The sequence below is a fragment of the Phenylobacterium ferrooxidans genome (genome assembly GCF_042714595.1).
Taxonomy (GTDB): Bacteria; Pseudomonadota; Alphaproteobacteria; order Caulobacterales; family Caulobacteraceae; genus Phenylobacterium; species Phenylobacterium ferrooxidans.
Window position 1 is genome coordinate 1 of the sequence record NZ_JAOTJD010000066.1, and the last position, 14,598, is coordinate 14,598.

A 14,598-nucleotide genomic window follows, 5' to 3' on the forward strand; every position below is an offset into this window, starting at 1 on the left:
GGCGCGTGGCTGGAAGGCTGCGCGCCAACCGCTGGTCCCGGCCATGCGGCATAATCTGGACCCCGGCATTATGGACGGCCTCGTGGGCGAAAGTCGCCTGATAGTCATCGACCGTGTCGAACGCCTCCGGGGCCGGCAGGCAGATGACGTCGCGGGCGCGGTTGTAGCAGGCCACACCGCCGCCGAGTTCGATCTTGGCGGGGATCGCGTCCAGCAACGCGCTGCGCGCCGCGGCCCGAACGGCGGAATCGATCTTCGGAGCCCGAAGGTAGGGCTCGGGGCAATCTGTCAGCTGCTCGGCGTTAAAAACCGCGTAGGCCTTCAGGTAACGCAGCACCCTCGGATCGTCCTCGGACGCCCCGGGCGACGCGGCCTCACCGCCGTCGAGAACTCGTGTTTTGTAGAGGATCGCGGGCGAACTCTTGGCCCCCTTCATGACCGGCGCCCCGATGCCAAGCGCCTGACGGAAGGTGAACCAGTAGGGCGAGGCATAGCCGCCCACGGCCCCCGCGAACGACAGCAGCCAGGCATTGCTGCCGGTGAAGGGCTGGCCGTCAGAGCGCAGCGGCAGGCTGGGATCGGCGCAGGCGACCCACGCCTGCCTCCAGGGCGGAACACCGCGTTCGATGCGCGCGATGAGATCGGCCATCATCGGCTCAAGGGGATTGGTCATGGGATCCTCGGGGGTTTTTGCGCCGGGCCTTTTCCCGGATCGCTCAACCCTTTCGGTCCCTGCCTTTGTCCTTTCCCGGCGCAGCCGGCCGGGGCCCTCGGTGCATGGCGCTGGAGGGCCGTGAGCGCCAACGCCCACGGCCCTCGTCACTCAGGCGGCGGCCGGGAGCAGCGTCTGCGGCGGCCACTTCGCCAGCAGCGCCGACAACACCTGCGGCTTCTCCACCGGCACGAAGACGCGCGGCGTGTAGTTGATGATCTCGACGAAACAGCCGAGCAGCGTGAAGGCCGAGCGGTCTGCGGCGGCCCCCACCACCTCGATCCGATGACGATCCATCACCTTGGCGCGTCTCAGCCAAAACCCGCCGGTCAGCATGATCGAGGTGTTTTCAGTCAGGACCAGATGGGCGGCGTTCGGGCCTTCGCCGACCACGCTGGCCACGTCGCTCAGGCCCAGCGCGATCTTCAGGCCCGGGACCTGCCCGGCGTCGAGCACCCGGCCCAGCCAGCGGCGACCGTCAGGCGCCTTGAGGCGCCGCACCGAGGCCTGCTTGGCCGGCAGGCTCTCCCAGACCGGCAGGAGGAGGCCGGTCACCAGCACCAGCTCGCGCGTGATCCAGGGATCGGCCGCGGCGATCTCGGCGTCCCAGGCGGCCTGCCAGATCGGTTCGGGCACGATCTCCCAAGCCGATTCCGCATAGACCTTGAGGGGCGAGACGCCGCGCTTCTCCGGCCGGATGATCCGCACCGCCGGCACCAGGCGGTCGTCGTCGTCCGTCGTGGTCAGGCCCTTCACCGCCAGGCCGGCCCGCCCCGAGCGGGCGTTGACCACATACTCCAGAGCCTCGGGGTTCAACCCGTGCAGCGCCTCGCCGGCACCGGTCAGCACCCGCCGTGTGCGGACCTCAAAGGTCATGATCTTGGTCTGCGCGCCGGTCAGGGTGTCGGTGCGGATCACTTCCTCCGACTTGATCGCCAGATCGTCGGCGACGATGTCCTCCATCCCCCGGTCGAGGGCGCCGGAGGCCGAAGCCCGTTCGAGGATGCTGGCCAGGATCTCGTCGAAGGCGGTGAAGAGACCGTTCTGGTCCTCGATCCGCAGCGCCAGCAGGCGATTGAGGAAGGTGTTCATCGTCGGCATGTCGTCAGACTTCTTGAGATTGCCGTTGGTATCCAGCAGCTTCAGCCCGGTCTTGGTCTCGAACGTCTCGCGGCTCATGGCCTCGACCGACCCGAAATGCAGGGCCACGAAGAAGGCCTGCAGAGCGCGGTGCGCCCACGGGCTTTCCAGGTTGTCCTCTGGCCGAAACAGCCCATTGCCCGCCGATCGGCGCTCACCACGGGTCAGGGCGCCCAGACTGTCGAGCCGCCGGGCGATGGTGCTGAGGAACCGCTTCTCGCCGTGGATGTCGGTTGTCACCGGTCGGAACAGCGGCGCGTGGGCCTGATTGGTCCGGTGCGAGCGACCAAGGCCCTGGATGGCGCCGTCCGCGCGCCAGCCGGGTTCGACCAGGTAGTGGGCCCGCCGCTGCTGGTTCGCCGCGCCGAGATCGGCATGGTAGCTGCGCCCGGTGCCGCCGGCGTCGGAGAACACCAGCACCCGCTTCTTGCCGGACATGAAGGCGTCGGTCTCGGCCTTGGCCGCCGAGGCGCCGCGACGCTCGACGACACGCCGGCCGCCGCGCAGCACGACCCGGCGAGCCCGGCCGGTGATCTCGGCCACGGCGTCGGTTCCCAGCGTGTCGAGGACCGCGTCCAGCACGCCGCAAACGGCCGGCAGACACGCGAGGTGGGTGACGAGCTCTTCGCGCAGCCGCAGCGCCTCCTGGCTGGCGACCGGCACGCCATCGACCATGACCGGGATCATGGTGACATTGCCTTCCTCGTCCTCGATCGCCTGCATGGCGGTGACCGGGAAGGCTCCCATTAGATAGTCGAGAACCTGGTCCTTCGGCGTCATGTCGATGGTCAGGTTGTTCCACTCCTCCGGCGGAATCTCGGCCAGCCGGCGCTCCATCACCGCCTCGTTGGTCGAGACGATCTGCACCACGGAAGAGCGGCCCTGCGCCAGATCGGTCCTGATCGCCGCAATCAGGGTCGGGGCCTTGAGGCCCGCCAGCAGGTGCCCGAAGAACCGCAGCTTCGCGCCCTCGAAGGCCGAGAGCACCGCTGAGGCCGCCTGACCATTGGTCGCCTTGCCTTCCTCGGTGAGGCCAACCGCCTCCAGGGCCGCCCGCAGGTTCTGATGGATCAGCTGGTAGGCATCGGCCCAGGCGTTCCAGATCTCGATGTCCTGCGCAGCGAGCGGGTGGCGCAGCGCCTCGTATTCGACGCCGTCGAAGGACAGGGAGCGGGCGATGTAGAGCCCGAGCGCCTTCAGCTCGCGCGCGATCAGCTCCATGACCGCCACGCCGCCCTTCTCAACGGCTTCCATGAAGGCGTCGCGGGTGTTGAACGGCGCCTCCGGCCCGCCCCAGAGCCCAAGGCGCGCGGCATAGGCGAGGTTCTCCGGCGTCGTCGCGCCGGTCGCCGAAACGTAGAGGATCCGGGCGCCGGGCAGACGGTTCTGCAACGCCAGGCCGGCCATGCCCTGTTGCGAGGCCTTCTTCGGCCCGCGCGAGCCCTTGCCGCCGCCGGCGGCGTTGGCCATCGCGTGCGCTTCGTCGAAGACGATCACGCCGTCGAAGTCAGCACCCAGCCAGCTGACGATCTGATCGAGCCGAGACGCGCGATCTCCCCGGGCCGGCTGACGCAAGGTCGCGTAGGTGGTGAAGAGGATGCCGCGATCCAGGCGGATGGCGTCGGCCTGCTTCCAGGCGCTCTGCGGGGTGATGTCGGAACCGGCCCCGCCGATGGCGTTCCAATCGCGCCGGGCGTCCTCAAGCAGGGCGTCGTTCCGCGAGAACCAAACGGCCCGCACCCGGCCCTGGGCCATGTTGTCGGCGACGACCCCGGCGATCTGACGGCCCTTGCCGCAACCGGTGCCGTCGCCGAGGAAGAAGCCGCGCCGAAACTGCACCGCGCCCTGGGTGCCCTCGGCCACCAGGTGGACCAGGTGGGCAGCCTCTCCCAGCACCCACGCGCCCGGCAGGCTGCTGGCATGAGCTTCGCCAGCATAGATGATGGTCTCCATCTGGGCGTCGGAGACCAGGCCCTGGTCGACGATCCCAGCCGGCAACACCGGGCGATAGCTCGGGGCGGGCGGAGAGACCGAGGCCATCGGCCCGGATTCCACGAGCGGGGAGGGGTGTGGTCGCGCCTGCGCCAGGTCGAGCCGCCCGAGCGCGTAGGCCTGGTAGAGGCCGACGTCGTGGCCTTCGCCAGACCAGTCCTTCACCGCGTAGGCGACCGGCGCCGTGGTCGACAGGAACCCCAGCCGTGACGAAGGTGTCGCCAGCGCCCGGGCCCGAGGCGTCAGGAAGGCGACGTTGGAGACGGCTCGGAACTGGCGAGGCTGAGCCGTGGGGCGAGGCGCGACCCCCGCCGCCAGACGGGCGGCGTCGGCCAGGGTCTCGCAAGACTGAACCGGGCAGGGAGAGGGGACGCTCCCTTTGGCGCGGTCGATCACCAGCAGCCCGGTCTCGACCGAGGTTCCATGCTTGGCGTAGGCCCGGTGCGGGAACACCAGCATCGCGATGAGGTGCCCACGGCGGCCCAGGGCCTGCATCGCGCCGGCGTCCTCGAAGAGCCGGGTCGGCACGATCGCCGAGAGCCTGCCGCCTTCGGCCAGGCAATCGAGCGCGGCGTGCAGATGGCCCTCCAGCTGCTGAAACGGCGGATTGGCGATGACGGCGTGGAAGCTGCCGGAACCCGGCAGGATGTCCTTCAGCAGGACCGCGTCATGGCGGGTGCGCGAGGCTCCCGGAAACAGCCCGTCAAGGATCTCGGCCCGACCCGGAGCCAGTTCGTTGAGGTCGAGCACCGCGCCGCACGCCTCGGCGACGATGGCGAGAAGGCCCGTACCGGCCGAAGGCTCAAGCACCCGGTCGCCGGGACGGATCTGGGCGGCGGCCACGGCCAGGGCGCCAAGCTCCGGCGGCGTGGAGAATTGATCGAGCGCCACCTGCTCTTCGCTGCGCCGCGTGTGGGTCAGGGTCAGCTCGGTGACGCTGGCCAGCAAGGCGACGATTTCGGCGGGCGCGTCCTCGAGCCGGCTGATCTGCGGCGCCAGGCGGCGCAGCTGCAACACCACGGCGGCTTCCATGGCGTCGTAGGCATCGCGCCAGCACCAGGCGCCGTCGGCGTCCGAGCCGCCGAAGGACATGGTCATCACCCCCGCCACCCGCTTTCGGTCGAGCGCCCGCGAGCGGTTGATATGGGGAACCATGGCCCGCGCGGCGGCCAGGATGTTGGCGGCCTTGTCAGCGGCGGAACCAGAAACCTGCGCCTGGGCGAAGAGCGGAAGGAAGGCGTTCATGGGGAAGCGTCCAGATCACCTGCGGCGGAGGGCTCCTCCCTCCAGTCCCGTCAGGCTCACCTGACGCCTCCCTCCCTCCATCCTTTTCCGGGCCCAGACAGCGAAAAGCCCCGCCGGCTGGCGCCGACGGGGCTCTGTGTTCAGGGCCGATGGTCAGCCGATCAGGCCGCCAGTTGTCCCTCCGAGGGCTGGGTCACTTCCAGGACCTCGGAAAGCTCTTCGTCAGCCGCCGGCTCCTCGGCATAGTCCTCCAGGGAAGCGTGGCTCTCCCAGGACAGGGCCGACGGCGCCCATTGCTGTTCTGCGGCGGCCTGGGCCACGAAGCAGACCAGCTCGTCCTTCCTCAGGGTCCGCGCCCGATCGTCCGATGCGTCCATCTCCTCAAGCAACGCCATCAGCTGCTTCTTGGAGTGAACCGCCAAGTAGCTGGCGTCCGGCGTCCAGTGGCTGGCGATGTCGGACCCGCAAAGTTCGGCGATCTCGGCCGCCTCCGCGCGGGCCGCGTGACGGATCGAGCTGGTGCGCGCTTCGCGGACATCGAGCGAGATGGCCACCAGCTCGGCCAGCAGCGCCATCTTCTCCCCGTGCGCCAAGCCCTCGATCCAGGCGATCGGCCGAAGGCCGGAGGTCTTGTAGGCCTCGCGACGCGCCTCAAGTCTGGCCCGCACCTCACCGTCGAGCGCCGGAATGGCCGGGGTTTGGCCACGGCGATAGCCGCTCGCCGAGACCGTCACCGCCGACGCCTCGGCCGAGGCCCCGCCGTGCAGCGCCAGATGCTTGAAGAGCTGGGCCAGCAGGGCGGTCAGCGCGACGCTGGGGTTGTCGGCCAGGTCGCGGATCAGGCCGCGCGTGGCGACATCGGTGCGGGTCTCGTGGAAGACGTGACTGGCGCCTTCCACATCGACGGCGGCCTTAGGAAACTCAACGTCGGGCCGGCCGCGTCCATAGCGTCCGTCGAGCCCCCCGCCGTCGCCAGTCTCCGCCTCCTCATCGGCCTCGTCCTGGGCGATCACCGGATTGGAGAAGAAGCTGGCGACGACGCCGACCTCGGCATCCGGAGACAGGATCACGGCCCCGATCGTGCCGCCTTCGAGCGAGGCGGCGGCGAGCTGCCGCTCGGCCTGCAGCAAAGCCAACAGTCCCTCCATCTCGTCGGCCGCCAGATCAGCGCCGGCCAGGGCTTCATGCGCCTCCCTGACAACCTGCTGGGCCTCCTTGTAGGCCCCGCGGGCGGTCTCGCTCATCCCCGCGACGTGGACGTAGGGCAGGTTGAAGAAGCCGTCGGGCGCGCGGTAGCCGCGGCTCTGGCCGATGAACACAAACAGGCCTTCGGCCTGCAGCGCGGTCACCAGCGCCTCCGTGCGCTGGCGCCAAAGCTCCGTCAGTGTGTCAGGGTCCAACAGAACGTCGGGAAGCTCGCCGAACAGATCGGATTCGACCCGGCCGCCGATCGCCGCGTAGCGCTGCGGCCCCACCAGGGCGAAGCGCGGATCGTTGACGTCAGTGCGGCCCCGCTCGACGCGGGCGGCAAGCTGATAGTCCTGCAGATAGCCATCGAGGGCAGTCTGGGCGATGTCGGCCTGCTCGTCCGCATCGGTGATCCGGGCCAGCTGACGGGCCTGCTTCAGGGTGATCTTGCCCAGACGCAGGGCCTTCAACGCCTTGGCGTGCAGCCCGGCCAGGGCCGACAGACGCTTGATCTCCAGTTCGTCATAGCCGAGCGCGCCGGCGATGGCGGCGGTGTCCATCTTCGACTTGCGCAGCTTGCCGATGGCGACAATCACGTCGGCGATGTGAACGGGCGTGCGCTCAGCGGCGGTGAGGATGGTGGCCGCGGCCTGGCCTTCGCGGGTGGAGAACACCTCGCACTTCACCGGCCAGTCCTGCTCGATCCGGCCGGCGGCCAGGAGCTTGCGGAGCGCCAGCAGCCGGCGGCGGCCGTCCAGGACCATGAAGGGCCGCTCCTTCCTGGCCCCGGGTCGCACGCACAGGGGCACGACTACGTCAGCCTTGAAGATGGTTTCGGCCAACCGATCGATCTCGTCGTCGGCCGGCTCCTTGGCGCGAAGGTTCTCCGGCGCGATCTCAAGATCGCACAAGGGCACGAACTGGGTGTTGGGAACGCCAGCGGGGGTTTCTGCAGCGGGGGTCATGGGGATCATCTCCGGCGTCAGAGGCGAGGGTCATCCTGCCCCTTGGCGCACCCCCTCCAGCCCTCCCTCTCTCCTTTCAGCGGAAGCTTTCCCAGCCAAACGGCTGGACCCGCGGAACGCTGTCCCCGACGGTGCCAGCGTCTACGTCTGGATCGTAGATTCCAAATTTTCCGACAGTGCGTAGAGCGCCGCTTTGAGCGGGGATACAGCTTCGGGCCGCGCGAGCGGGTCCGTTCTGCGCCAGAAGCGGAAGTTGCCCCTTCGCCCACAAGCAGACATCGGTCCTTGACCTAACGAAGTCCGGTTTCCGCTACGCAGGCTATGCCTGAATTTGCCTCAGCCCAGTCATTTCGCCAAGTCCGCTTCCGGCGTGCAAGGCGCCCGGCGCTGACGACTGCTCCGGCCCCAGTCACCGGACATTTAGCGCAGCACCAGGAAATGCACTTGCGTGCGTTAGGCAGGTCGAAGGCGTGACTTCCGAAATGCGCACGTTCGCCGCTTGCAGGCATTGGGATCTAAGCTCGCCCTGGCGAGACGAACGCAGCGACTGCCGCTAGACGCTACCGGGGCGATGGTGGAGTAGGTCCGCCCGGCACGTTCTCATCCGCAGCGGTGCTTTATCCCTCGTAGGCGGGAAGGTGGAGAATGAAGGTCGTGCGCTCGTTCTCACGCCGGTATTCGAGGCGGCCGCCGTGTGCCGTCGCGATTTGACGGGCCAGCGTCAGCCCGATCCCCGAGCCGCCTGGCTTCGTCGTATAGAACGGGACGAAGGCAGCATCGGGATCGGTAAGCCCCGGACCGCCGTCGGAGACGGCAAACTCGACGCCAGCCCCTCCGGCCACGCATCCGAAGCTGACCACGGGTTCAAGATGTTCCGAAGCTGCGTCGCGCGCGTTGATGAGCAGATTCAACAAGGCTTGTTCCAGAAGGTCGGCATCGACTTCGACCACGGCATCCTTGGGCGCGCCTTCGCGCAAGTAGCGTATGCCCGCCGCAGCCATCATGGATTCCACCAGCCCGTCGAGCCGCGCGACCAGATCGCGCGCCGAGACCTTCGTCATGGTACCTGGCAGCACGTCGGCCATACGCCGGTAACGCTCGACAAAAGTCATCAAACCTCCGCTGCGGCGGGAGATGATCTCCAGGGCTTCGGACAGAGTCTGTTGATCCAGACCGCCGACCTGAACGCGGCGCAGCAAGCTTTCTGAAAGCGAGGCGATCGGCGTCAGCGAATTCATCATCTCGTGCGCCAGAATCCGCACGAGATCCCGCTGCGCTTTGATTTCCACCAACTCGAGATCGCCGCCCAGGGTCTGCAGCGAGACAAGCCGTCTGCCGGCCATGGCGGGTGTTCGAAATAGACTGACCTGCATGAGCGCCGAGCGGCCATCGTCCAGTCGCACGATCTCCCGTCCGCCCGGCGCCGCCAAGCTTTGGGCCAGCGGCGCGCCGACGCTGACGCCTAGATCGCCAGCCGCCCGATTGGCGTGCAGCACTCCGCCCCGCTCATCGACCACCAACAGCGCCGCCAACGAGGTGTCGACCAGGCTCTCAAGGAAATCGATGCGCTGTTGTCGCTCGACGCGGACATTTTCCAACCGCGCCTGTGCCCGCCCCATGGCGCCGGCAAACCCCGCCAGCTGGCGGGGCGCGCGCGGCCACTCGTAGCCCTGGGCGGCGACCCCATCGACGAACTGCGCCAGAATCCGGTCGGCCAATCGCGAAATGCGCGCCAAATCCACGCCCACAAAGACGATAACGAGCCCGAACACCAGCGCGGTGGCATACAGCTGTGCGCTCGCCGCTAGGACGCCGCAGGACGCCAGTACGCCGACTAGGATCGCACGCCAGACGATCGCAGCGGCGAACGCCGTGGCGCCCAGTCGCGGGCTATAGGCCATGTCGTTCCAGGCGTCGGTAGAGGGCGGGTCTCGTCAGGCCTAGCAAGCTCGCGGCACGTGTCATGTTGCCACCGCTCGCCGACAACGCCCGGATGATCGCCCGTCGTTCGATCTCGTCGAGGGTAAAGCCAGCCTCCGCGCGCCGCGCCCGCGTCGCCTGCCCAGCCTTCGCCATCGCCGCCTCAAGCGCGTCGTTGCGCCAGGGCTTAAGTATGAAGTCCTCTGCGCCGCACTTCAACGCCGCGACCGCTAAGCCCACGCCGCCAAAGGTCGTCATCAGCACGACGGCCAGCTCCGGATCTGCCACCTTCAGCCGTGCCAACCCATCCATCCCTTCCTCGCCGCTGCGGGCGCCGAGGGCGAAGTTCATGTCCAGCAGCACCGCATCTCGGCCGGCCGCCAAGGCTTCAATTCCGTCCGGCGATCCGGCCACGATGACCTCCGCGCCCGGACCGGCCAGCGCCATGGTCGCCGCCTTCAGCACGTCGGGGTCGTCATCGACAATCAGGAAGGCGAAGGCCATGCCCTAGTCTATGGCTTCACCTCCTCCCGGCAAGGCGCCCCTTTTCAACCCCTAGCGCCGGCCCGGACAGGCGAGTGCCGCAACGGTGTCCGTTTTCGGACACTCTCCACCCCAGCATGCCGCCCGCGGCCGCCGCAAACCCTTGTAGCGCTGTGGTTTCCCCTCTGCGCCGAACTGCGTGATCCTTGGCTGGCATGACGGACAGCATGGACAAACCCATTGCACAGCGGAGGTGGCGCTCCCGGCAAGTTCTGATCGGCGGCGGCGCCAGCCTGGCGATCGTCGCCCTCGTCGTCACAGTCGCACTGACGGCGTTCGCCGCGCGTTCGGCTGTCCGGGTTCCGATCGCCAACCTCACCATCGAGACCGTACACACGGACGTTTTCCACGATTTTGTCACCCTGCGCGCCCGGGTGGTTCCGCGTGACGTCGTCTATCTCGACACCCTGGAGGGCGGCCAGGTCGAACAGGTCTTTGTCCAGCCAGGCGACCTGGTGAACGCTGGCCAGCCGCTGCTGAGATTTCGCAACACCTCCCTAGAGCTCGAGGTCCTAGATCGCGAAGGCAGGCTGGTGGAATCCATCACTCAGCTCCAGAGCTACGAAAAGCAGCTGGAGGACACTCGCCTCGCCAACGAAAAGGCGGTCGCCCGAATCCAGTACGACATTGTCCGCCTTCAACGTCTGGCTGATCGGCGGGACGCCTTGCTGGCAAACGGTTACGTCAGCCGCGATCAGCATGACGCGGTCCATGATGAGCTTCGCTACAATCGCGGGCTACTGCCACTGCAGCTGACCGCCAACCGGGAGCAGGATAGCCTGCGCCGCCGGCAAAATCCCCAGATCCAGACTGAGCTCGCCAGCCTGCGGGAGAGCCTGATCATCACCCGGTCAAAGCTCGAAAGCCTCGTGCTCCGGGCCCCGGTGGCCGGACGGCTCACCGACATGGACCTCAAGCGGGGCGAGATCCGCGAGCGCGGCCAGCGCCTGGGGCAGATCACGCCCGACACGGGCTTCAAGCTGCAGGCCGATATCGACCAGTACTATCTGCAGCGCGTCCAGGTCGGGCAGATTGGCCAAGTTGAGATCGGCCGACTCGCCATCCCCTTCCGCGTCGTCCGCGTCGATCCGCAGGTCAAGAACGCCACCTTCCAAATGGAGATGGCCTTCGCTCAGGCCCCGCACGCCGGCCTTCTGCAAGGTCAGGCTCTGGAAGGACGGCTGACCCTCGGTGGCGACAGCAAGGGCCTGGTCCTGGCCGCCGGCCCGTTCCTGGAGCGCTCGGGGGGCGACTGGGTGATGGTGCTGGATAAGGGTGGTCGCCGGGCTGATCGGCGGCGGATCCGTCTGGGTCGTCGCAACGCCGAGCAGGTGGAGATCCTCTCGGGACTGGCCCCGGGCGAACGGGTCCTGACCTCGGACTACACGGGCTTTGAAAAGGTCGATCAGGTAATCCTGACGAAATAGGAGGCTGCATGTTGAGACTTGAATCGATCAGCAAGATCTATCGGACCGACGAGATCGAGACCCTGGCGCTCAACGACATTTCCCTCGAGATCGCGCCGGGCGAATTCGTCGCCATTATGGGTCCGTCGGGCTGCGGCAAGTCGACCTTACTCAACGTTCTTGGCTTGCTCGACGGTCCCACCGGCGGCGCCTACCACTTCTTCGGCGAGGAGGTGGCGGCCTACAGCGAACGCCAACTCACGCCGCTGCGACGCGATCGCATCGGGTTCGTGTTTCAGAGCTTCAATCTAATCGACGACCTTTCCGTCGCTGAGAATGTCGAGGTCGCCCTCATCTATCGGCGCGTCCCGACCGCCACACGCCGCCGCCGGGTGATCGAGGCCCTGGAACAAGTCGGAATGGCGCATCGCGCCCGCCACCGTCCCCGGCAGCTGTCCGGCGGCCAGCAGCAGCGGGTCGCAGTGGCTCGCGCGCTCGTCTCCGAGCCCAGCCTCATCCTGGCTGATGAGCCGACCGGAAACCTCGACACCGCAAATGGTGAAGCCGTCATGACAATGCTCCGGGACGCCGCTGGCCGGGGTGTAACCGTTGTTATGGTGACTCACTCGCCGAGCCATGCAGCCGAGGCCCAGCGGACCATTCGGCTTCTCGACGGACGTATCGTCAGCGAGACCCACCTGGCGGCCTGAGGAGGCAAGCTTAATGCTCAGCGACCATCTTTCTGCCGCCGTACGCAACCTCGGCCGCAACCGCGTCTACGGCGGGCTCAACATCGTCGGCCTGGCGCTCGGGCTCGCCGCCGCCGTTCTCACGGGCCTCTACGTTCGCAGCGAACTCAGCTACGATCGGTTTGCCGCCGACCATGATCGCGCGTTCGTTGTCACCTCCGAGCTGCGGTCGCCAGGCCAAGCCACGGTCGCCTCCGACTATGCGCCCGCTTGGCTCGCGCGTCGCATTCGGCAGGGGGTTCCTCAGGTCGGCGCCACGGCCCGTCTTGTCTACGACCAGGTCAGCCTGAAACGCGGCGCCGTCGCCGCCCGGGAAGAACTAGCCTGGGTCGATCCCGACTTCTTCGCCATCCTTCGTCTGCCCGCAATCGCCGGTGACCCGCTCCAGGCGTTGAACGATCCCGATGGCGTCGTGATAACGCGCTCGGTCGCCCACAAGTACTTCGGCGCGGAGGCTCCGCTGGGCCAGACGCTGATTCTGGACGGTCGCCACATCCTGCGTGTTCGCGCCGTGCTCGCGGACTTCCCTTCCGAGACGCACCTGACCCAGCACGTCTTCGCTTCCGGGCGGGCCTCGTTCTCGCGCCTTGCCCGCATCGACGCCGTGCCGAATCCCGATCGCGGTTTCGCGACCTGGTTGGTCACACCTCGGCCGGGACAGTCGCCGTCAGCACGCTTCGAGACGGTTCGCCTGCGCACCTATGCCCGCCTTGCGACGCCGGATGTCGCACCAGCCGCCAGCGCCGCCCTGCGCCGTCTCGTCGCCAGCGGCGACATGCTCGCCGGCCTGCCCCCCGGCTCCAGCGTCCAGCTCGAGCTGGTTCCTCTGGCCTCGCTGCACCTCCAGAACTTCCGGGGTGCCAACCTCGGCGCCGGCGATGCGCGCGCGAGCCTGGGCGGCCTGCTGGGTCTCACGGCGGCGGCCGGTCTGGTTCTTGCCCTAGCAGTGGTCAACCTAGTCAATCTGACGACGGCTCGCGCGGCTCAACGGGCGGTGGAGGTCGGAGTCCGCAAGGCCGCCGGCGCCCGCCGCCGCGACCTGATCGTCCAGTTCGTCAGCGAGGCTGCGCTCCAGGTCGTCGTCGCCACCGTGTTGGCCATCTCGCTCGTAGAACTGCTTCTTCCTGGCCTCAACGCCTTTCTCCACAAGTCGATGAGCTTCCCGTACTGGCGAGACCCGGCCCTCGCGCTCGGTCTCATCGCCGTAGCCGTCGCTGTATCCCTAATCACCGGGGCCTATCCCAGCGCCGTCCTCGCCGCCTTCCGGCCCGCGAGCGTGCTCAAGGGCGGACCTGTCGAGACCGCTGGGTCCGGCTCGATCCGGATCGCCCTGGTGGTCGCTCAGTTCGCCGTGCTGATCGGCTTGGCGGTAACGGTGAGCGTCGTCTGGATGCAGACCCGGTTCGCCACCAGCCAAGGGTTGCGAATGGACATCGACCAGGTGCTGGTGGTTCAGGCCACGCCGTGCCGCGGCGCCTTCGAGGCCGAGGTCCGGCGCCTGCCGGGGGTCGTGACTGCCGCTTGCTCCTCGCGCAACCTGCTCGGCCTGGACGACTTTGACACGGTGAAGAACGTCATGGACGGGAACGTCGCCGGCGGGCCGATTACCCACGCCGACATGGGGCTGGTCGATTACGACTGGTTCGACCTCTATGGAGTCGCGCCACTGGCGGGCCGCCTGTTCTCTCCCGAGCGCGGCAAGGACGAGTTGCCAGTGCAGAACTATCCCGAGCTTCAGCGCGGATCAGTAGTGATCAATATGGCCGCCGCCCGCGCCTTGGGTTTCACAACGCCCACCGCCGCCCTTGACCAGGAGATTCAGGTTGGCCCCGGCTATGGCGCTTTCGATATCGTCGGCGTGACCCCCGACACCACGTTGGACCTGAAAAGCGCCCAAGTGAAGCCGACCTTCTTCCTCGCCGACTTCGCCAACTATCCCGCCGATCAGGTGCTCAGCGTCAAACTCGAGCGTGCCCGCGCGCCCGATACCGTCCGCGCCATCGATCATCTTTGGCGGCGGTTAGGCCAGCCGGGCGAGATTCAACGGCAATTCCTCGACGACTACGTCCAGCGTCTCTACGTCACGACGATCCGCCAAGGCGTTCTCGTCAGTGTACTCTGTGGCTTGGCCCTGCTGCTCGCCTGCCTTGGCCTGCTGGGGCTGGCCGCCTTCACCGCCGAGCGTCGCACGAAGGAGATCGGGGTGCGCCGTGCGCTCGGCGCCACTCGCGGCGCCATCCTTCGCATGCTGATCTGGCAGTTCACCCGACCTGTACTACTCGCCTGCCTGATCGCCTGGCCACTGGCGTGGTTGGTAATGCGCTCGTGGCTGCAGGGCTTCGCCTACCAAGTTGTCCTGTCGCCCTGGATTTTCGTCGCGGCCGGCCTTCTGGCACTGGCCATCGCCTGGACGACCGTCCTTGGCCACGCCCTCAAGATCGTCGCTCGCAAACCAATCAACGCCCTTAGATACGAATGAGAACGCAGGCCCAAGGCCTCTGAAGGGCCACACCGCGCGGAGCCCAGGTCGCAACGGTCTAGCGAGAGGTCAGGTATGCGCCATGTGCGGAAGTTGGGTCTGTTCCGGTTTCTCGCCGTTGGCCGGCCCGGAGTGTCACTCTCCGGAACGGCGAGTTTCCGGCGCTGACCTAACGGGTAGAAACGACCGAGGCCGTGGAAAAACGTGAGTTCCGGTCTCGGCTTGGTTGGCCCGGCGGAGTTGATTGATCGAGTTCCGC

General features: G+C 67.5%; 8 protein-coding genes. 3 read left to right on the forward strand and 5 right to left on the reverse strand.

Features of this window, described 5'->3' with window-relative positions; translation table 11 throughout:
• The 5 genes from OCL97_RS21755 to OCL97_RS21775 form a co-directional block, all read right to left on the reverse strand.
• Nucleotides 1–673, reverse strand: a 673-nt coding sequence (locus OCL97_RS21755; RefSeq protein WP_377371793.1) for an ArdC-like ssDNA-binding domain-containing protein, incomplete at its 3' end; no start/stop codon positions are given.
• A 150-nt stretch (nt 674–823) separates the two neighbouring features.
• Nucleotides 824–5,089, reverse strand: a complete 4,266-nt coding sequence (locus OCL97_RS21760) for a strawberry notch-like NTP hydrolase domain-containing protein (RefSeq protein WP_377371794.1) — start codon at nt 5,087–5,089, stop codon at nt 824–826.
• 161 nt (nt 5,090–5,250) lie between these two features.
• On the reverse strand, nt 5,251–7,242 hold the full coding sequence (locus OCL97_RS21765) for a ParB/RepB/Spo0J family partition protein (RefSeq protein WP_377371796.1): 1,992 nt from the start codon (nt 7,240–7,242) through the stop codon (nt 5,251–5,253).
• A gap of 617 nt (nt 7,243–7,859) precedes the next feature.
• Nucleotides 7,860–9,143, reverse strand: coding sequence for a sensor histidine kinase (locus tag OCL97_RS21770; RefSeq protein WP_377371797.1), 1,284 nt, complete (start codon nt 9,141–9,143; stop codon nt 7,860–7,862).
• A complete protein-coding gene (locus tag OCL97_RS21775; RefSeq protein ID WP_377371798.1) occupies nt 9,133–9,666 on the reverse strand; it encodes a response regulator in 534 nt (177 codons plus the stop codon). The genes OCL97_RS21770 and OCL97_RS21775 overlap by 11 nt, the downstream gene beginning before the upstream one ends.
• Before the next feature lie 206 nt (nt 9,667–9,872).
• Here OCL97_RS21775 and OCL97_RS21780 point away from each other — a divergent pair, with 206 nt between their 5' ends.
• From OCL97_RS21780 to OCL97_RS21790, 3 genes are read left to right on the forward strand one after another with little or no spacing between them, the layout of a single operon-like run.
• Nucleotides 9,873–11,132, forward strand: coding sequence for an efflux RND transporter periplasmic adaptor subunit (locus OCL97_RS21780; RefSeq protein ID WP_377371799.1), 1,260 nt, complete (start codon nt 9,873–9,875; stop codon nt 11,130–11,132).
• 8 nt (nt 11,133–11,140) lie between these two features.
• Nucleotides 11,141–11,821 carry an ABC transporter ATP-binding protein gene (locus OCL97_RS21785; protein ID WP_377371800.1) on the forward strand — a complete coding sequence of 227 codons (681 nt, stop codon included), beginning with the start codon at nt 11,141–11,143 and terminating at the stop codon, nt 11,819–11,821.
• A 13-nt stretch (nt 11,822–11,834) separates the two neighbouring features.
• Nucleotides 11,835–14,339: an FtsX-like permease family protein gene (locus OCL97_RS21790; RefSeq protein WP_377371801.1), complete on the forward strand. Its 2,505-nt coding sequence runs from the start codon at nt 11,835–11,837 to the stop codon at nt 14,337–14,339.
• Nucleotides 14,340–14,598 lie beyond the last annotated feature (259 nt).

Coding starts and splice junctions, on each gene's coding strand:
- OCL97_RS21760 (WP_377371794.1), bottom strand. CDS start 5,089: ATGAACGCCTTCCTTCCGCTCTTCGCCCAGGCGCAGGTTTCTGGTTCC.
- OCL97_RS21765 (WP_377371796.1), bottom strand. CDS start 7,242: ATGACCCCCGCTGCAGAAACCCCCGCTGGCGTTCCCAACACCCAGTTC.
- OCL97_RS21770 (WP_377371797.1), bottom strand. CDS start 9,143: ATGGCCTATAGCCCGCGACTGGGCGCCACGGCGTTCGCCGCTGCGATC.
- OCL97_RS21775 (WP_377371798.1), bottom strand. CDS start 9,666: ATGGCCTTCGCCTTCCTGATTGTCGATGACGACCCCGACGTGCTGAAG.
- OCL97_RS21780 (WP_377371799.1), top strand. CDS start 9,873: ATGGACAAACCCATTGCACAGCGGAGGTGGCGCTCCCGGCAAGTTCTG.
- OCL97_RS21785 (WP_377371800.1), top strand. CDS start 11,141: ATGTTGAGACTTGAATCGATCAGCAAGATCTATCGGACCGACGAGATC.
- OCL97_RS21790 (WP_377371801.1), top strand. CDS start 11,835: ATGCTCAGCGACCATCTTTCTGCCGCCGTACGCAACCTCGGCCGCAAC.